This window comes from Hungatella sp. SL.1.14 (genome assembly GCF_024460495.1).
Classification (GTDB): domain Bacteria; phylum Bacillota; class Clostridia; order Lachnospirales; family Lachnospiraceae; genus Hungatella; species Hungatella hathewayi.
The window spans coordinates 52803-71570 of the sequence record NZ_JANFYJ010000025.1; the positions used below are offsets into that span (position 1 = coordinate 52803).

An 18768-nucleotide genomic window follows, 5' to 3' on the forward strand; every position below is an offset into this window, starting at 1 on the left:
GGAGTGACGCTCCTTTCTCTGTAAACAAAAAAGTATTTGACTTAGTCAATTATATTCTTGATAGTTGACTTTGTCAAATACTTTTTATATTACATTTCCGCCTGCGGATTGTTCCGGTGAGCCGCCCTTACCAGTGAACGGCATTCGCAGATTTTGTCATGCAGGAGCTTTTGCTCTTCACCGGAGGTAATCTGGTACAGTTTTTCTTCAATAAGCTGGGACTGAATGACCAGGTGGTAATAAAACTGTGTATCGGTTACACCCTGGCTGCAGAGCTTTGACAGCAGCTTTGATGCAAAATCGTATTTTTTCAGCAGAGTCCCGGCGGCGGTACTGCGGTGATAAGGAAAGAGCAGACAGTTGGCGGCGTAGGCAATTACGATCCCGGCAATTACATATGCCAGACGGATAAGCAGCATACGGCTGACCGGCGCCCATCCGAATGCGCTCATAAACACAGCCCCGCCCAGTGCGCCGACCGTGGAACAGGTAAAGGTACCCTTATAATCGGTAAAATAAAAGCTCAGATAGCCCGACAGCATCATAATGGCGGTTCTGCCAGTCGGAGACGGAACCAGAGAATAGAGAATCACACTGAAGATACCTCCGGCTGCAGTAGCAAAGAGACGTTTTCCGGCCTTCTGCCCAACGTCATCCGCGTATGGAAGCGAGACAGAAGCAAGGGTGAACAGAAGCCACTTTCCGTGGGGGAGTTTCAGGCTCTGGACCAGCAGTGTGGCGAGTGAAAGCAGGAGCGCGACGCGCAGGGCGTAAATCACACGCACTCTGCTTACTTTTAAAGCAGCCTGAATCCGGATGGAAAGGGAAAGCAGGGTAGGGCGATAGTGGGATTTTTTTTCAGGATCTGCCATATGGACAAGATGGTTCCTGATATATTCCAGGCTGTTGTAAAACTCCTCCTGGCGCAGGTCTTCTGGATCTGTAATAAAATCAGTCCGCGCAATGAGATGAGGGGCTGTGGTCTTCTTATTGACATATGACTCAAAGTGGCTCAGCTGAGTGAGCGTCTTTTCCAGCATATCCCGGCAGTCCTCCGGATGCTCTGTCTGGGACAGCAGAATGAGAAGGTGTTCCAGACCGCGTCCGGAATCCACTAAGGCAAAGCTGGCATCGGAGATGCACAGTTCCCGCCGTCTTCGGTCATATACCATACAGCTTAAGCGGCGTACATTCTTTCTGATATCCTCCAGACCTTCCGGTGCAGCGCTGCCGGATAAGAGACAGGATATGTACTGCTTTGCCTCCCGGATCAGAGTGAGAAGCACATCGGTAACCGTTTCTTCGGCCCGGTTTCGCCCCATCACAAGCTGGTACAGAATGATGCAGACGGCTCCCGTCACCATGGCCATAATCCGCTTCGGAAGCTGTTCCGGGCTGGAGGGGGAGATGAATACCAGAAATAAGTAGGACAGAATATATGGAAAATACAGATGTCCGGAATATTCATAGGTATATGTATACAGAATAAAATAAATCACTGCAAAGTTGACTGGCAGAGCGGCCCACGGATTTAAGGTGGAGACCAGGCAGGCGGAGACTGCCATCAGCACCAGCACGGCGGCCTGTGCAAACAGATGCTTTAAGGGGGTAGAAGTTAGATCGCGGGCCATGGAGGCCGACATCATGATCGTAAAGATGACTCCAACGATGGAATTTTCTGCTCCAAACAGTTTCTGAAACACATTGACGTAAGCGATAATAAACAGAAATGACAGAGTGGCGAATTTCAGATTTTTCCGTATCCGGTCCTGAACCACCGGCAGGATGGAACTTTTTTTGGGTATTGCCATAGATAAAAACTCCTTTCTTTCGAAGATATATGGTATCACAGAAAAAGCTGCAGTGCAATAACGTGCCATTTCTTAAAAATTTATGAAGAACAGGATGAGACCGGAAAAGAAACAGGCCGCGGCTGTTATCCTATAAACGGATAACCGGAGCCGCGGCCTGCATCATCACCGTACAGACTTTTTGGTTTGATTCTCTTTTCTGTATTTCAGCTGCTTATGTAAACCTCAGAGGTCTGTTCCGCCGGATTCCTGTCAGGAGAGGGATTCCTTATACTGCTTCAGAGCTTTCGCCAGCTGATCCGGGCAGGAGGTAGGTCTGGGACCGCAGTGGATTCCGTCGAGACGTTTGATGGCCTCATCTACGTCCATTCCTTCAATCAGACGGCCAAGACCCTGGGTATTACCGGAACATCCGCCAACAAAGCGAACATTGGTAAGCTTGTTGTCCTGAACTTCAAAATTAATTTCCTGTGAACATACGCCGTGTGTTTTATAAATCATGTATCATTCCTCCACATTTCTTCTATACTTTTATTTGTTTTCTGCCTTGTTATCGGTTTCTGCATTTTTACAATTATACAGAATAAGGGAACAGATTGTCAATAGCGGACGACACGGAAACCCTCTTGCAAACAGGGCGAAAACAGTTATAATAATCAATATATGCAAAGTATCCCGGAAGGGAACAGGAAAAGGAGGCGCTGTATGTTAGGAATTATCGGAGCCATGGATGTGGAAGTGGCGGAAGTAAAGGAAGCAATGCAGGGTGTGGAAGTAAAGACCATGGCCGGCATGGAGTTTTATAAAGGAACACTGAAGGGAAAAGAGGCGGTGGTCGTCCGTTCCGGAATCGGTAAGGTGAACGCGGCGGTGTGTACGCAGATTCTGGTGGATCACTATGGAGTGGATGCGGTTATCAACACGGGGATTGCCGGATCTTTAAAAAATGAGATCGAGATCGGCGATGTGGTGCTCTCTACCGATACGGTGCATCACGATATGGATGCGTCCGGATTCGGGTATCCGGCGGGACAGATTCCGCAGATGGAAGTGTTCTCATTTCCGGCCGATGAAACGCTTCGGAATCTGGCTTTAAAGTGCTGTAAGGAAGTGAATCCTGACATTGGAGTTTTTACCGGAAGGATTGTTTCCGGGGATCAGTTTATTTCCGATCAGGTTAAAAAAGACTGGATTGCGGAAAATTTCGGTGGATACTGTACGGAGATGGAAGGCGCGGCCATCGCTCAGGCGGCATACTTAAACCACGTTCCATTCTTAATCATCAGGGCCATCTCAGACAAGGCTGACAACAGCGCAACCATGGACTACAGCGAGTTTGAGGCCAGGGCGGTACGCCATTCCGTAAATCTGATTTTAGCCATTGCAGAAAGGTATTCATGTTAAGTTAAGAATCGAATCCTGACGGGATTTGACGAACGATTCTAGGCTCTCTCATCTTCCCAAAGGAAGTTTCGGTGGTTATAATAATCCTATCACCGGAACAACCGGGAAGAAAGGGGAGCTATTATTATGCTGGAATTTTTACAGACAGGCAAAGCGCTGTACGTGCTTGCAGCCGTATGCGGCCTTGGGGTCGTGACCAGATGGCTGACACGTAACCTCTACAAAAGATTAATTAAAGAAACGGACAACATGTCACTGACGAAGAATAAGAATCTTCGTGCATTTAAGCAGAAGACAGAAAGCAGCTATCAGATGAATCAGGGGATTCCGAAAATCAGGCCTTATTTAGAGAGGCAGATGTATGATTTCAGATTTATGGGCATGACGCTTAACGGATGGAACACTTTTTCCAATCAGATGACGCTTCTTTGTTTCCTCGCAGGAGGGGCGGCGGCGTTCGGTGCATACTGGTATCGTACCGATCCTTATTACATAGTACTGTACGGCTCCATGGGAATTCTGGCAGGGCTCTTTACAATCCTTGTGGACCACGGAGCAGGAATCGCGGACAAGAAACAGCAGCTGTTTACCGCACTCGATAATTATCTGGAAAATACGCTGATCTACCGTTTGGATCAGGAACGAGATGAAACACAGGCAATATCGGGGCCTCATATGGAAACCCGTGAAAATATCCGGTCGATCTATCCCGTGGCAGCAGGTACTGCGGCAGGACAGGCAGAAGAGCCGGAGAAACAGGAAAGTGTGCGGGGAAAGCAGAGAAACAGGACGGAGCGCATGAAAAACCAGCTGAAGGCGGAATCGCAGGCTCGCAGACAGAACAGCGGCCGGTCCGACGGAAGGCAGAGAGATGGAAGACAGGGCGGTATCATACAGGAAACGATAAGTACAGAGTCCGGTATGAGCCCGGCAGCTGACGAGATGCAGCTGGGAGCCGGGAATCAGAATATGGTGCCGGAAATGGTACGGAGCGGCATCGGGCCGTCAGAAATGGAAGGATCCATACGGGATGTGGACTATTTAAAGAAGAGTCTGGAACAGATAGCGGCCAGCCGCGAACGGGGAAGAACCGTAAAACAGCAGGAGGACTGGCTGAAGGATTTGAACCCCGAGGAATTGAAGCTGATCGGAGAAATTCTGCATGAATATCTCACGTGAACATTTGGAAGGGAAAGGAAAATTATATCGCAATTGGAGGGGATTTATGGTATACTGTTCCTGAACAGGCATTCTAAAACCTGAAACAAAAGGAAAAGGAGAATGATAGAGATGGGAAAAGAAGTTGTATTTGATTATTCCAGAGCGGCAGGCTTTGTCTCAGCAGAAGAGATGGATAATATGAAAGCCACAGTGATGTGTGCAAGAGATGTGCTGATGGCGGGGTCCGGCGCCGGGAATGATTTCTTAGGTTGGATTGATCTTCCTGTAGACTATGATAAGGAAGAATTTGAGAGAATTAAAAAAGCGGCGGCGAAGATTCAGAATGATTCTGACGTACTTCTGGTAGTAGGTATCGGCGGCTCCTATTTAGGTGCCAGAGCGGCCATTGAGTTCTTATCCCACAGTTTCTATAATGTATTGCCGAAGGGAAAACGCAAAACTCCGGAGATTTATTTCTTAGGCAACAGCATCAGCAGCAAATACATCCAGGATTTGAAGGATGTGCTGGAAGGAAAAGATTTCTCCGTTAATATCATATCCAAGTCCGGTACAACGACAGAACCGGCAATTGCATTCCGTGTCTTCAAGGAGATGCTGATCGAAAAGTATGGCCGTGAAGAGGCGAATAAGAGAATTTACGCTACGACGGACAAGGCCAGGGGAGCACTTAAGAATCTGGCGACAGAAGAGGGATATGAGTCCTTTGTCGTGCCGGATGACGTAGGCGGACGTTTCTCGGTCCTGACAGCGGTCGGACTGCTTCCGATTGCCGTATCAGGCGCTGATATTGATAAATTAATGGAAGGTGCTGCAGCAGCGAGAAAGGCGGCTCTGGAGACTCCTTATGAGTCCAACTCCGCATTACAGTATGCAGCGGTGCGCAACATCTTACATAGAAAAGGCAAGGCAGTTGAGATTGTGGCTAATTATGAGCCGAGCCTTCATTACGTTTCCGAGTGGTGGAAACAGTTATTTGGTGAGAGCGAAGGAAAAGACCGCAGAGGTATTTTCCCGGCAGCCGTTGATTTAACCACGGATTTACATTCCATGGGCCAGTTCATCCAGGACGGTTCCCGTGTGATGTTTGAGACCGTGCTGAATGTCGAAGAATCCCCGGCCGAGATTCTGCTTCAGAAGGAAGAAGTGGACACGGACGGCATGAACTATCTGGCAGGCAAAAGTGTAGATTTCGTCAACAAGAGTGCCATGAACGGCACGATCTTAGCCCATACGGACGGCGATGTACCGAACCTGATGGTAAAGATCCCGGAACAGGACGAATACTGCCTGGGTCAGTTATTCTATTTCTTTGAGTATGCGTGCGGCGTCAGCGGTTATATTCTGGGTGTCAATCCGTTCAACCAGCCAGGCGTGGAGAGCTATAAGAAGAATATGTTCGCTCTTCTTGGCAAGCCTGGATATGAGAAGGAAAGAGAAGAATTGTTAAAGAGATTATAGGACGAAAACTGAATAGGGTATGAATAGATAGTCAGGACCCGTATTCCACAGCTGGGTGAGCAGTTGCGGAGTGCGGGTCCTTTTCTATATCCATATTTTTCCCTGATTATACAAAAAAATTAATATGTTCATTAAATAAGTGTATGATATAATAAAAGCATACATCAGAACTGGCGGAGTATCTGCAGACGATTGGGATCTGTGACTCCGGTGCAGTCAGCAAGCATGACGGATCATGACGGATCTATAGGAATGGCTGATATTTGCGGATCAGGGGAAGAGAAGTGGAGGGGCGGATCTCATGAAAAGGAAAAGAATATGGAAGGCAGTGGTGCTGTCCCTGACTCTTGCCTGCGCAGTATCCGGTTGTGCGCAGGGGAAAAAGCATGGGCTGGATCCGAAAAAACCGACTGTTATTACAGTCTGGCATGCATACAATGCTTTTGCAAAGACGAAATTTGATGAAAAAGTAACGGAATTTAACGAGACGAAAGGGCTGGAACTGGGAATCGTGGTGGATGCCTACGGTTATGGTTCGAGTGGTGAACTGGACGATGCTTTGTTTAACTCCGCCAATAAGATTATTGGATCTGACCCGCTTCCCAATGTGTTTACGGTATATCCGGACAGCGCATACCGGCTGGATCAGCTGGCGCCCCTGGTAGAGATGGAGGAGTATTTCAGTGCGGAAGAGCTGGAGCGATACCGGCCAGAGTTCTTAAGCGAGGGCGTCTGGGGAGAAGAAGGCAGACATAAACTGATCCCGGTGGCGAAATCGACAGAACTTTTATTTGTCAACGAGACTGGCTGGAGAAAGTTTTGCTCAGACACAGGGATTGCGGATGAGGCGCCTGGCACATGGGAGGGGCTGGTTTCGGCGGCGGAGGCGTATTACAGATGGTCCGGCGGACAGCCGTTTCTGGGAATGAACAGTTTTAATGATTTTGCTGTGCTGACAGCGATTCAGGATGGAGCGGATCCCTTCCCCACAGATGGGAAAAGCGTTTCGTTTGCCTATTCGAAAGAGACAGCGAGGAAGGCGTGGGATGCTTATTACGTTCCCCATATGATGGGGTGGTATAAAAGCAGCGTATTTAATCAGGATGGGGTTAAGAGCGGAAGCCTGCTTGCCTACATAGGCTCGTCTGCCGGCGCCGGTTACTTTCCAAAAGAGGTGATCGTGGATGGAGAGAATCAGTACCCCATAGAGTGCAGCGTGCGGCCTTACCCTACGTTTGAGGGGGGACACGGGTATATGTCCCAGAGGGGGGCGGATATGGGAATATTCCGTTCCGGGGAGGCAGCAGAGTATGCGTCTGCCGAATTCCTGAAATGGTTTACGGATTCTGAACGGAACATTGAGTTTACCGCGTCGATCGGATATATTCCGGTGGAAAATGCGGCATTGTCATCCATAGAAGAGCTGGAAAAATTTGTACAGAAGAGTGATAACGCGGAGGCGGTAAAAAAGAGTGTGACGGCGGCCCTTGAGGCGATGCAGGAAGGGAAGTTTTATGCCAGAAGGCCGTTTGAGAATTCCTATGAAGTGAATGAACTGTTTTCCCGCTCCCTGGAGAAGAAGGTGGAGCTTGATTTAAATGAGCTTCAGAACCGGGTGGAGAATGGTGAAGACAGGGGGACGGTGATATCCGGGTTTATGGACGACGGGAATTTTGAAGCATGGTATCAGAACTTAATGAGAGAAATAAATGGAGAGATTAATGGAGAAATAAATGAATAAAAAGGTGAGAAGTGATTCGATCGCCTTTAAACTGGCGCTCACATTTGTGGCGTCGGTTGTGATTCAGAGTCTGTTGATGACGGCTCTTCTGAGTCTGGGCGGTGTGATCGGGCAGTCCCGGGAGAATGCGTACCAGATTTTTTCGGAGAAAGTGAAAAACCGTTCGGTAACCATTGAAGGGGAGATGAAAAATGTCTGGACGAATTTTGAACTTTATACGGATGAACTGAGCCGGTATTTTACGGAAGCTGAAAGAGATGAGAACGGGGAACTGCTGGAAAAGGAAGAACTGCTTAAGGCGGTCGCCCCTACGGTACTGAATGCGCTGTACTATACAAAAACAACGGGGGCATTTTTGATTTTAGACAGGGGGACGGAGGAAACAGAGAGTTATCCGGCCCTCTACTTCAGGAATGCCAATCCGAACCGGGTTGATGAACGCAATTCCAATACCTATCTTCTGGCAGGCCCCTGGGATGTGGCTCAGGAGACTCAGGTAGTGACGGATACTGCGTGGAAGTACCGGCTGGAACTGACGGATGCCAGCCGTGCGTTTTATGAAAAGCCATTCAGCAGTGTGGGACTGGCAGGTGATGAAAAACTGCTGGGCTACTGGTGTCCGCCGTTTCGCCTTTATGAAGGGGGCGAAGAGGTGGTTACCTATTCGATACCCCTGGTAGACCAGCGGGGAAGGGCGGTCGGTGTATTCGGTGTTGAGATATCGCTGAATTATCTGTATAAGTATCTGCCTCCGTCTGACCTGCTGGCGGTGGATTCCTACGGTTATGTGATCGGAATCCGTTCCGGAGAGAACGACGGGATCCGTCCGCTTGTCACACACGGTGCTCTTCAGAAACGTATCCTGCAGGCTGAGAGTCCGATGGAGCTTAAGGCAAAAGACTCTGAGAATGGTATTTTTCTATTGGGAAATCACAATGGAAACGGTGCGGTCTATGCATGTCTGGAACAGATGGGAATGTATTACAACAATACCCCGTTTTCGGGAGAAGAGTGGTATCTGATTGGTTTGATGGAGGAAGATGCGCTTTTGCAGTATCCGCATCGAATCCAGGAGATCCTGTTCTATTCGTTTCTTGTTTCGCTTTGCGCCGGCGCAGGAATCGCGGTGCTGATCAGCCGGTGGTTTACCCGTTATTCACGACTTCTGGAACTCTCCGAGGTCCCTGTGGGGGTCTTTGAGATGGGGGCCAAAGGCAATCGGGTTTACATGACGAACCAGATTCCGCGGCTCCTGGGATTATCGAAGGATCAGGAACGGACTTTTTGCAGGAGCCGTAATGAATTTCAGGCATTTTTAAAGAAGATTTGTGAGAAGCCTACAGAGGATGAAAATATATTCTGTCTGGAACAGCCGGAAGGAAAACGCTGGATCCGTTTAACGCTCCGGGAGGACGGCGAGAAAAAGAGCGGAGTCGTGGAGGATGTCACAGAGGAAGTCCTTAAGACCCAGTCGCTCCGAGCGGAAAATGACCTGGATGGCCTCACAAGGGTGCTGAACAGAAAAGCATTCGAACACAGGCAGCAGAAATGGGAGGGAATGCTGGAGTTTGGAAAACCGCTGACCGTCCTGATGTTCGATTTGAACTGCCTCAAAGGGGTAAACGACGAGTTCGGGCACGAAACAGGCGATAAGTATATCCGTTTTTCAGCCAGAGCGATCTCCGGAGCCCTGAAGGATGCATGGATATACCGCATCGGCGGTGATGAATTTGCCGCTGTAATTGAGGGAGTATCGAAGAATTCTCCGGAAGAATGCAGCCGTCTGTTAGCCGGCCAGGTGGAGGCTTACGGAAAAGAAAATGGCTTTAAGGCGGGAATCGCCTGGGGATATGCAGGCTCAGACCCGGGCAGTAAGGAAAACTTCAGCGAACTGCTGTCCCGCGCGGATCATAATATGTATGAGATGAAGAAACAGATGAAGTCTGCTGATTCATTGTAAATATGGGGCCCATGCCTGCAATCTGATGAGGATTGCAGGCATGGGCCTTTGTATCAGCTTTTATTGATGTACCGTATTCTGTTTCCTGTACTGATTCGGACTCATCCCCGTAAACTTTTTAAATATCTGTGAGAAATACGACTGTGAGGCGAATCCCGTGCTGGATGCGATCTCTGCGATCGAGTAATCTGTCTGGGTGAGTAAGTCCTTGCTGGTCTGAAGGCGGCGCTGGATCAGATAGGTGATGGGCGACATCCCCAGATATTTGGAAAAGGTATGCGACAAATAAAACTTGTTGATATGGGTGGCCGCCGCCAGAGAGTCCAGGGTAATCGGCTGCGCATAATTCGCATCCAGATACCGTTTGGCGCTGGCACATTCCTTGGGCATGCGGGAGGTGTCCGTGGAGATGATGCCAAACTGGTCGTTTCTCGTGATATAGATGAGAAGCACCTCCAGAAGGTCATGGCATACCTGTTCGTAACCATTCTTTTTCTCTTTGATTTCGCGAAGCATCAGCTGGGAAAAGTTCAGCAGATGCTTTTTTTCAGCGGAATAATTATAGTAACCGTAGTTTTGCGGGGCCTCCGGACTGCCGAAGGAGAAGGTCAGTCCCTCAACGCCGAATACGATGTACTCCAGCGGTTTGGAATCCATGGATTTTTCCGTGTGTTCCACGTTGGGATTAACGATGACCATGTCGTGTTCCTTAACCGTGATCAGCTGGTCTTCTACCAGGAATTTTCCCAGGCCGCTGATGACATAGAACAGCTCGGTGAAGTGATGGGTGTGGGGAAGACTCTGCCAGTCGCCTTCGTATTTGGAGGTAGAGGCATACAGAAGCTGGAAATTCAGTTTTTGGAGCGTTTCGAGATTCTTGTCAAAATTCAATCGTTCATTACTCATAGAGGCACCTCTTTGTTTTTAAGGGTTTTTTACCTATTTTACATAAAAAAAGCAAAATAGTAATAAAAGAGTTGTTTAAAATACGTGAAAATACCGGATATATCCCGTTTATATTGTTTATTATAGGTGATATGTGTGGAAAAGAAAAGTATTTTATTGTTCTTAAAGCAAGATATATAAAAAATGAAGCAAGAATAACGTTGAAACTGGGGGAACAATACAATATACTGTAACTACAACAAACGGTTCTTGTGCAATATGACAAGGAATGATAAGGAGGATATTTATGAGAAAGACATTATCCATTCTGCTGGCAGCTTCCATGGTAGCAGCCACACTTGCCGGCTGCGGCTCCAAGCCTGCAGAGACAACCGCTGCCCCGAAGGCAGAAGAGACGACTACGGCAGCAGATGCCGCTAAGACAGAAGAGACCACAGCAGACGCAGCAGAGAGCACCGGTGATCCGGTTACCTTAAAGCTGGCAATTTTTAAAGGCGGATACGGCGATGCATTCTGGACAGCAGTGACAGACGCCTACACAAAAGCTAATCCGAACGTAACATTTGAGATCGATGCAGACCCGTCCATCGGTGAGAAGGTTAACTCCTCCATGCTGGCCGGCGACGTTCCGGATTTCATCTACTGCCCGAGCAGCAACCCGTCCGGCCTTGCACAGAGACTGATCAAGGATCAGGCGCTTGCAGATTTGACAGACGTATTTGAAGGACCTTTAAAAGGTAAAATCTTAGACGGTTTCCTGGACACTTCTCTTTCCCAGCCGTACGGCGATGGAAAAGTGTATCTGGCACCTCTGTACTACACAGCGAACGGCTTATTCTACAATGCAACCTTATTTGAAGAAGCCGGGCTGAATGTACCGACAACCTGGGATGAATTCTTCGCACTTGGCGATGAGATCAAGGGCAAAGATATCGCCGGTAAGAGCGACCGTTCCTTATTTACATACCAGGGCGGAAACGCACCGGGATACATGGAGACCGTTATCATTCCTCTGCTGACTGCTAAATTAGGCGTAGAAGGCATGAACGACTGCTTTACCTACAAAGAGGGAGCATGGGACAAAGAAGGCGTAAAAGAAGTATTTGACCTGGTTGCCAAACTGGGAAGCGGCGGATACTTACTTCCGAATACAACCGGTATTGACCATACGACAGCCCAGACTGCTGTTATGAACGGTTCTGCATTATTCGTTCCGTGTGGTTCCTGGATCGTTGGCGAGATGGCTGACATCACAGGCGAAGAAATTAACGGTAAGCCGTTTGCATGGGGCTTCGCTCCTGTTCCGGCTATGGATGGAACAGCTGACAAGTACTTAATGTCTTCTGTAGAAGAAGTTTACATTCCGGCAGCTAGTGAGAATGTTGATGCAGCAAAGGATTTCCTTGCATTCTTATACAGCGATGAAGCGATCAAGCTGAATGCTGAGAAGACCGGTGGAATTCCGCCAGTCGTTGGCGCTACAGATTTAACAAAAGACATCCTTGATCCGATGGTTCTTTCCACATTCCAGTCCTTCGACAACGGCTACAAGCCATACATTGGCGGATTTGCAGCAGTTGACAGCGAAGTAGTACCGAAGGCAGAATTCTACGGCCATGTAAATGCAGTCGTTGATGGAAAAGAAACGGTTGATGACTGGGTTGTAGCCTGCGATAAGCTTTCTGACACGGTAAGAGATTCTCTCGTTACAGCTGAATAAGGAAAGCAATAACTGAATAAAGCATAATTTTAGTGCCTGAATTGTCCCTGACAGTCAGGCACTAATCAATAAGAGGTAATGATAAGAGATAATCATAATAGAAAGGTGAGGTGCAGATGAACGGATTAGCCCAGAGGAAGAAAAAAGAGAAACGATTCCTGGCCTGCTGTGTAGCTCCTGCATTGATAGGGTTCTGCCTGTTTATACTCTATCCGGCATTTCAGGTGTTCCGGATGTCGTTATATAAATGGAGCGGCGGTACTGGAAAAAAGACCTTTATAGGTATTAATAACTTTGTGACACTGTTTACAAGTGATAAATTCTGGCTTGCATTTGTAAATACGCTGTTTCTCATGGTATTTGTTACAATTGTTACCATGGCGCTGTCCCTGTTTTTTGCGGCAATTATCAGCAGGGGTAAATTAAAAGAGGCAAATTTATATAGAATTGTATTATTCTTCCCGAATGTCCTTTCTATTGTTGTAATCGGTATTATTTTTAAAAATCTGTTTAACCCCCTGACCGGTATTGTCAATTCCTTTTTATCAGCCATGGGAAAGGCCAATCTGCCTAACTGGCTGGGAGACAGTAAGTATGTACTGTGGGTAATTGCCCTGGCCATGATCTGGCAGGCGGTCGGTTACTACATGGTTATGTACATAGCCGGAATGGATGGTGTTTCCGCGGAGCTTTATGAGGTATCTGAACTGGAAGGCGCCAATAAAATTCAGGAATTTTTCAAGATCACACTTCCGCTTATCTGGCCGACAGTCCGTACGACACTGGTATTCTTTATTCTGTCCACCATGAACATGAGTTTCCAGTTCGTTACAGTTATGACCAACGGAGAACCTCAGGGCCATTCCGAGGTGCTCTTATCCTATGTCAACAAGCAGGCCTTCAGCAACGCAAACTTTGGATATGCAATGTCCGTTTCCGTCGTTGTTTTCCTGTTTTCCTTTATCCTGTCACTCATCGCTCAGGCGCTGACTGCCAGGAAAGACAGTTAATTGAAGGGAGGAATCAGAATGAGTAAAGAACAAAAAAGTAAAGTCGTCAGACTGTTGCTCCGAATCCTGCTGTTCGTAGCCGTTGTACTGGTTATCCTGCCTTTAATCTGGACATTTATATCTGCCTTAAAGGATAATAATGAGATCTCCCAGTTCCCCATGCGCCTTCCGAAAAAGCTTCAGTGGAATAACTTTGCAAGGGCCTGGACCAATGCGGATATCGGCAAGAACTTCTTAAATTCTATTTTTATTACGGTGTTTTCCATGGTGCTGTCACTCGTCATGGTGGTTCCGGCTTCCTATGCGCTGGGCAGATATAAAGGCAAGATCCTAACGCCGGTGAAAGCGCTGTTTATGGCCGGTATGTTTATTCAGAAGAACTATCTGGTAGTGCCGCTGTTCTTACAGCTGTTAAGCTTTAATATGTTAAACAGCCGTGTGGCCATGTGTATTGTTTATGCCTGCACAACACTCCCGTTCTATATCTTCCTGATGTCCGGATTTATGGAAGGGATCGATAATGCATATGTGGAGGCTGCCGGGATCGACGGCGCCAGCCATTTCCGGACCATGGTGAGCGTGGTTTTCCCCATGTGTAAACCGGGTGTTGCAACGATGCTGATGTTCTCTTTTATGGAATACTGGAATGAGTACATTCTGGCCCTTCAGTTCCTGCGGGATGATACCAAGAAGACTCTGCCGGTAGGTCTTAAAAACATTATGGAGCAGGCAAGATTTGCGACAGACTGGGGCGCATTGTTTGCCGCTATGGTGATTGTTATGATTCCGACCATGATCTTCTATCTGATGGTACAGAAGAAACTGACGTCAGGTCTGAGCATGGGTGGATTAAAGGGATAATACTGAAACTGAAAGATTTTGAGAGAGGACAAAACTGACTATGAATGAGATTACCGGAAGACTTACCCTGCCTACGGATGTGGACATGGTAGATGAGACAATCCGACTGAAAAATCTGCTGGGGGCGGACGCCCTTCGTGACTGTGACGGAACGAATATGCCGGAGGAGCTGTTAAAACTGGACGGCAAGATTTACGCCACCTATTATACAACGAGAAAAGATAATGACTGGGCCATGCAGAATCCGGAAGAGGTTCAGCAGGAATATTTAATCAGCGACCGGATCACGGCACGGGGGGAGACGCTTCGCATCGAACTGATGCACGGCTTCCACACCGAGCAGTTAAAGGTCAACACCATCGATGATCCAAAGCGCTGGTGGGAAGTAATCGACCGGACAACCGGTGAAGTGGTTCCTGTGACCGACTGGGAGTACGACGAGGCTTCCGGAGAGGTCGGGATTAAGACGATACCATATCACGAGTATACGGTAAGCTTCCTGGCTTTTTTGATCTGGGATCCGGTACATATGTACAACTTCATCACCAATGACTGGAAAGATGCCGAGCATCAGATGACTTTTGACGTCCGGCAGCCAAAGACTCAGGTCTTCGTTAAGAATAAGTTAAAACGCTGGTGCGAGGAGAATCCGGATGTGGATGTAGTCCGTTTTACTACCTTCTTCCATCAGTTTACCTTAACCTTTGATGATAAAAAACGAGAAAAATACGTGGAATGGTTTGGCTACAGTGCCAGTGTCAGCCCCTATATTCTGGAGCAGTTCGAGAAATGGGCCGGTTATAAGTTCCGTCCGGAATACATCGTGGATCAGGGATATCATAACTCCTGCTTCCGTGTACCGTCGAAAGAATTCCGCGATTTTATTGAATTCCAGCAGATTGAGGTAAGCAGGCTGGCCAAAGAGATGGTGGATATCGTCCACAGCTATGGCAAGGAAGCCATGATGTTCCTGGGAGATCACTGGATTGGAACAGAGCCCTTTGGCAAATATTTTGCGGGGATAGGCCTTGATTCTGTTGTTGGTTCCGTAGGCGATGGTGTAACCATGCGCATGATATCAGATATCAAAGGTGTGAAATATACGGAGGGCCGGCTGCTTCCCTATTTCTTCCCGGATGTATTCTGCGAAGGAGGAGATCCGATTGGAGAGGCGGAAGACAACTGGATGAAGGCCAGAAGAGCCATGCTGCGTTCCCCGCTGGACCGTATCGGATACGGCGGTTACTTAAAGCTGGCGATCGAGTGGCCGGGCTTTATTGAAGAAATCCAGAAAGTGGTGGGAGAGTTCCGCCAGATTCAGGAAAATATGGATGGAAGCCGTTCTCATATGGCGCCGTTTAAAGTGGCTGTCTTAAACTGCTGGGGCGCGCTGAGAGGCTTTATGGCCAATGAGGTTCACCACGCCATTTATCACAGGGAGATCTATTCCTATGTCGGTGTTCTGGAGTGCTTAAGCGGTATGCCGATCGATGTGGAATTTATTGACTTCGACCAGCTCAGAGAGGGAATCGACCCAGACATTAAGGTCATCATCAACTCCGGCGACGCTTACACTGCGTGGAGCGGAGGAGACAACTGGAAGGATGAGAAGGTCGTGACGGCTGTCCGCCGCTTCGTAGATCAGGGAGGCGGATTGATCGGAGTGGGAGAGCCGACCGCCTGCCAGCATCAGGGACGTTACTTCCAGCTGAGCGATGTACTGGGAGTTGACCGCGAGATGGGATTCTCTTTAAGTACTGACAAGTACAATGAGTTGAATCAGGAGCATTTTATTCTGGAAGATATCGAAGGCGAAATTGACTTCGGTGAGAGCAAGAGCCGGATCTACGCTCAGGGCGACCACTATCAGATTCTCAACAAGGACGGAGAATACAGCCGTCTCGTTGTAAATGAATACGGTCAGGGCCGCAGCGTCTACTTTACCGGTCTTCCTTATTCTCCCCAGAACTGCCGAATCCTGCTTCGCGCCATATACTACGCGGCTCATAAAGAAGAGGAAATGAAGAAATATTATGTAACCAACGTAGATACGGAGGTCGCTGCATATGAGAAGACAAAGAAGATTGTAGTGATCAACAATTCAAAGGAGCCGAAGACTACGGAACTGTATGTGGAAGGCGTGTTGAAATGCCGTCTTGACATGGAACCCATGGAGATGCGGTGGATCGATATGTAAAACAATCAAATATGTGATGATCAGAAAAAGAAAAAGGTATTCAGCAGCCGGGAACGGCCATGGAATGCCTTTTTTCCTTTTTATGCCAGAGCAAAGTGAGAATTAGTAAAAATATTGGCTAAAATTCAAAAACACATGAAATTATCCTCTCTGTTTTCCCTTCTCTGTTCTATAATGGTACCATAATCAATACAGAGAGGACATTACGGAATGAGAAAAACGGTATGTATAAATGAAAACTGGTTCTTTTCAAAGACATGCGGAGTACTTCCCGACGCTCTGCCTGCCGGCTGGGAAAAAGTAAATTTGCCCCATACGTGGAATGCGGCAGACGGTCAGGATGGAGGCAATGATTATTACAGGGGGATCTGCTGGTATGCGAGGTCCCTTTACCAGCCTTGCGGGACTGACGGGCTGAGAAGCTATCTGGAATTTGAAGGGGCGGCGATGGCGGCGTCCGTATATGTAAATGGAACCAATGTGTGCAGCCATGAAGGCGGATATTCGACCTTCCGCGCGGATATCACAGACCATCTGCGGGTCGGAGAGAACTTGATCTGTGTATCTGTGGACAACGGAGTAAATGACCGGATTTATCCGCAGATGGCGGATTTTACGTTTTATGGAGGTCTCTACCGGAATGTAAACCTGATAACAGTACCGGAAACTCATTTTAACCTGGACTATTATGGCGCACCGGGTCTTGCATACACTGCAAAGACAGAGGGAGAAACTGCGGCCGTGGAACTGAAGGCCTGGGTCACGGCTCCGGAAACGGGAGACAGCGTCTGCTTTACGATTCTGGACAGCCAGGGCATCACAGCGGCTCAGGGCTATACTCCGGCGGAAGCGTGCAGCAGTACGGTGCTCTGCCTGACATCTCCTCATTTATGGCAGGGAGTTTTAGATCCTTATCTGTATACCGTAAGGGCAGAGCTTGTACGCCGGAATGAGAGAATCGACTGTGTAAACGTTAAAATGGGAATCAGGGAATTTTCTGTTGACCCTGAAAAGGGATTTCTTTTAAATGGTATCCCTACCCCGCTGCGCGGCGTTTCCCGTCATCAGGACAGACTCGGTGTCGGAAGCGCGCTGACAAGAGAGCAGAATCTTGAGGATGCCGAATTGATCCGGGAGATTGGCGCCAATACAGTTCGTCTGGCCCACTACCAGCACAGCCAGGATTTCTATGAGGCGTGTGACGCCATGGGATTTGTCGTATGGGCGGAAATCCCGTTTATTTCGCGTATGAGCGGCAATCCGGCCGCCCATGAAAACTGTATTCTGCAGCTGAAGGAACTGATTTTACAGAACTATAACCATCCGTCGGTCTGCTTCTGGGGAATCTCCAACGAGATTACGATTGGCGGCGACAGCCCGCAGCTTCACCGGAATTTAAGAGAACTGAACGATCTGGCTCACGCCATGGACTCCACGCGGCTTACAACCATGGCTCACATCTCGATGCTGGAGCCGGATAATGAGCAGGTGTATCTCACGGATGTGATGAGCTATAACCATTATTTTGGCTGGTATGGCGGTAAGCTGACAGGGACGGAGGCCTGGATGGACAAGTTCCATGAGGCGCATCCGAACCGCCCGGTCGGGATATCCGAGTACGGAGCGGAGGCCAACATCACGTACCACAGTTCCGAACCGAGATGCCGGGATTACAGTGAGGAATACCAGGCGCTGTATCATGAGCACCTGGCTGAGGTTATCAGCCGCCGGCCGTACATCTGGGCGACCCATGTGTGGAACATGTTCGATTTCGGCTGCGACGCCAGAGACGAGGGCGGTGTAAAAGGGCGCAACAACAAGGGGCTTGTCACGCTGGACCGAACCATAAAAAAGGACGCTTTTTATATCTATAAAGCATACTGGAGCAGAGAACCGTTTGTTCATATCTGCGGAAGGAGATTCGCGAGGCGGACCGGAGATTTTCTGAGTGTTAAGGTATATTCCAACCTGCCGGATGTGACGCTGTTTCTGGACGGAATCAGGATCGCGGACCGGATGGGGGATAAGGTATTTGAATTTCAGGAGATTCCGTGGACGGAGGGGATTCATTTTGTCCGGGCCGTGGGGCAGGACTGCGAAGACTGTATCACTCTGGAACGGGTCACTGAGCCGTGGGAGCCGTATATTCTCGTGGACGAGGAAGCGGCCCAGGGAGACGGGGCGGCTAACTGGTTTACAAACCTGATCGTGGAGACTCCTCCGGAAATGACGTTCGATCCGCAGTATTTTTCCGTGAAAGACAGAATCCGGGAATTACTCGGATGCAATGAGGCGATGGAGGCAGTCGTCGGAGCCATGTACTCATCCTCCGGCATGAAGTTTAAGAAAAGCATGCTCAGCATGATGGGGGATAACTCACTGGAAGATCTCCAGGAGATGATCGATAAGGCATCCGGGGAAGAAAACAGTGTGAAGCCCTCTATGAAACAGGTTATGACACGGCTGAATGCCGTTCTGCAGACAATCAGGAAATCCTGATTGTCTGCTTTTTGACCCT

13 protein-coding genes are annotated in these 18768 nt (G+C 48.4%); 10 read left to right on the forward strand and 3 right to left on the reverse strand.

Annotated elements, in window-relative coordinates; translation table 11 throughout:
• Positions 1-89: 89 nt before the first annotated feature.
• Together NE473_RS23170 and NE473_RS23175 are read right to left on the reverse strand one after the other, a co-directional pair.
• On the reverse strand, positions 90-1811 hold the full coding sequence (locus NE473_RS23170) for an FUSC family protein (RefSeq protein WP_155560939.1): 1722 nt from the start codon (positions 1809-1811) through the stop codon (positions 90-92).
• A 252-nt stretch (positions 1812-2063) separates the two neighbouring features.
• On the reverse strand, positions 2064-2312 hold the full coding sequence (locus NE473_RS23175; RefSeq protein ID WP_006771796.1) for a TIGR03905 family TSCPD domain-containing protein: 249 nt from the start codon (positions 2310-2312) through the stop codon (positions 2064-2066).
• Positions 2313-2516: 204 nt separating this feature from the next.
• On the opposite strand from NE473_RS23175, the gene NE473_RS23180 reads away from it, so the two are divergent.
• The 5 genes from NE473_RS23180 (at position 2517) to NE473_RS23200 (ending at position 9556) form a co-directional block, all read left to right on the forward strand.
• Positions 2517-3215, forward strand: coding sequence for a 5'-methylthioadenosine/adenosylhomocysteine nucleosidase (locus NE473_RS23180; protein WP_155560940.1), 699 nt, complete (start codon positions 2517-2519; stop codon positions 3213-3215).
• A 126-nt stretch (positions 3216-3341) separates the two neighbouring features.
• The gene (locus tag NE473_RS23185) at positions 3342-4394 is read left to right on the forward strand and encodes a hypothetical protein (protein WP_155560941.1); all 1053 of its coding nucleotides are present in this window, start codon (positions 3342-3344) and stop codon (positions 4392-4394) included.
• A 111-nt stretch (positions 4395-4505) separates the two neighbouring features.
• Positions 4506-5855 carry a glucose-6-phosphate isomerase gene (locus NE473_RS23190; RefSeq protein WP_022030028.1) on the forward strand — a complete coding sequence of 450 codons (1350 nt, stop codon included), beginning with the start codon at positions 4506-4508 and terminating at the stop codon, positions 5853-5855.
• 301 nt (positions 5856-6156) lie between these two features.
• Positions 6157-7596, forward strand: coding sequence for an ABC transporter substrate-binding protein (locus tag NE473_RS23195; RefSeq protein WP_155560942.1), 1440 nt, complete (start codon positions 6157-6159; stop codon positions 7594-7596).
• On the forward strand, positions 7589-9556 hold the full coding sequence (locus NE473_RS23200; protein WP_256265395.1) for a diguanylate cyclase domain-containing protein: 1968 nt from the start codon (positions 7589-7591) through the stop codon (positions 9554-9556). Before NE473_RS23195 ends, NE473_RS23200 begins: the two co-directional genes overlap by 8 nt.
• A 60-nt stretch (positions 9557-9616) precedes the next feature.
• Here the strand turns inward: NE473_RS23200 and NE473_RS23205 are convergent, their stop codons facing one another.
• Positions 9617-10462: an AraC family transcriptional regulator gene (locus NE473_RS23205; RefSeq protein WP_022030620.1), complete on the reverse strand. Its 846-nt coding sequence runs from the start codon at positions 10460-10462 to the stop codon at positions 9617-9619.
• Positions 10463-10748: 286 nt separating this feature from the next.
• Here NE473_RS23205 and NE473_RS23210 point away from each other — a divergent pair, with 286 nt between their 5' ends.
• The 5 genes from NE473_RS23210 (at position 10749) to NE473_RS23230 (ending at position 18749) form a co-directional block, all read left to right on the forward strand.
• Entirely contained in the window at positions 10749-12182 is a 1434-nt protein-coding gene (locus NE473_RS23210) for a carbohydrate ABC transporter substrate-binding protein (RefSeq protein ID WP_256265396.1), read from the forward strand.
• Positions 12183-12298: 116 nt separating this feature from the next.
• Positions 12299-13192, forward strand: coding sequence for a carbohydrate ABC transporter permease (locus tag NE473_RS23215; protein ID WP_006771807.1), 894 nt, complete (start codon positions 12299-12301; stop codon positions 13190-13192).
• Between the two features lie 18 nt (positions 13193-13210).
• The gene (locus NE473_RS23220; protein WP_006771808.1) at positions 13211-14053 is read left to right on the forward strand and encodes a carbohydrate ABC transporter permease; all 843 of its coding nucleotides are present in this window, start codon (positions 13211-13213) and stop codon (positions 14051-14053) included.
• A 40-nt stretch (positions 14054-14093) separates the two neighbouring features.
• Positions 14094-16250 carry a 1,3-beta-galactosyl-N-acetylhexosamine phosphorylase gene (gene gnpA, locus NE473_RS23225; RefSeq protein ID WP_022030618.1) on the forward strand — a complete coding sequence of 719 codons (2157 nt, stop codon included), beginning with the start codon at positions 14094-14096 and terminating at the stop codon, positions 16248-16250.
• Between the two features lie 210 nt (positions 16251-16460).
• Complete coding sequence (locus NE473_RS23230) at positions 16461-18749, forward strand: glycoside hydrolase family 2 protein (RefSeq protein ID WP_256265397.1); 2289 nt, start codon at positions 16461-16463, stop codon at positions 18747-18749.
• Positions 18750-18768 lie beyond the last annotated feature (19 nt).

Bases quoted from the DNA above. Each gene is read 5' to 3' on its own strand.
- NE473_RS23200 (WP_256265395.1), top strand. From the start codon at position 7,589: ATGAATAAAAAGGTGAGAAGTGATTCGATCGCCTTTAAACTGGCGCTC.
- NE473_RS23220 (WP_006771808.1), top strand. From the start codon at position 13,211: ATGAGTAAAGAACAAAAAAGTAAAGTCGTCAGACTGTTGCTCCGAATC.
- NE473_RS23230 (WP_256265397.1), top strand. From the start codon at position 16,461: ATGAGAAAAACGGTATGTATAAATGAAAACTGGTTCTTTTCAAAGACA.
- NE473_RS23170 (WP_155560939.1), bottom strand. From the start codon at position 1,811: ATGGCAATACCCAAAAAAAGTTCCATCCTGCCGGTGGTTCAGGACCGG.
- NE473_RS23205 (WP_022030620.1), bottom strand. From the start codon at position 10,462: ATGAGTAATGAACGATTGAATTTTGACAAGAATCTCGAAACGCTCCAA.
- NE473_RS23175 (WP_006771796.1), bottom strand. From the start codon at position 2,312: ATGATTTATAAAACACACGGCGTATGTTCACAGGAAATTAATTTTGAA.
- NE473_RS23185 (WP_155560941.1), top strand. From the start codon at position 3,342: ATGCTGGAATTTTTACAGACAGGCAAAGCGCTGTACGTGCTTGCAGCC.
- NE473_RS23210 (WP_256265396.1), top strand. From the start codon at position 10,749: ATGAGAAAGACATTATCCATTCTGCTGGCAGCTTCCATGGTAGCAGCC.
- NE473_RS23195 (WP_155560942.1), top strand. From the start codon at position 6,157: ATGAAAAGGAAAAGAATATGGAAGGCAGTGGTGCTGTCCCTGACTCTT.
- NE473_RS23215 (WP_006771807.1), top strand. From the start codon at position 12,299: ATGAACGGATTAGCCCAGAGGAAGAAAAAAGAGAAACGATTCCTGGCC.
- NE473_RS23180 (WP_155560940.1), top strand. From the start codon at position 2,517: ATGTTAGGAATTATCGGAGCCATGGATGTGGAAGTGGCGGAAGTAAAG.
- gnpA (WP_022030618.1), top strand. From the start codon at position 14,094: ATGAATGAGATTACCGGAAGACTTACCCTGCCTACGGATGTGGACATG.
- NE473_RS23190 (WP_022030028.1), top strand. From the start codon at position 4,506: ATGGGAAAAGAAGTTGTATTTGATTATTCCAGAGCGGCAGGCTTTGTC.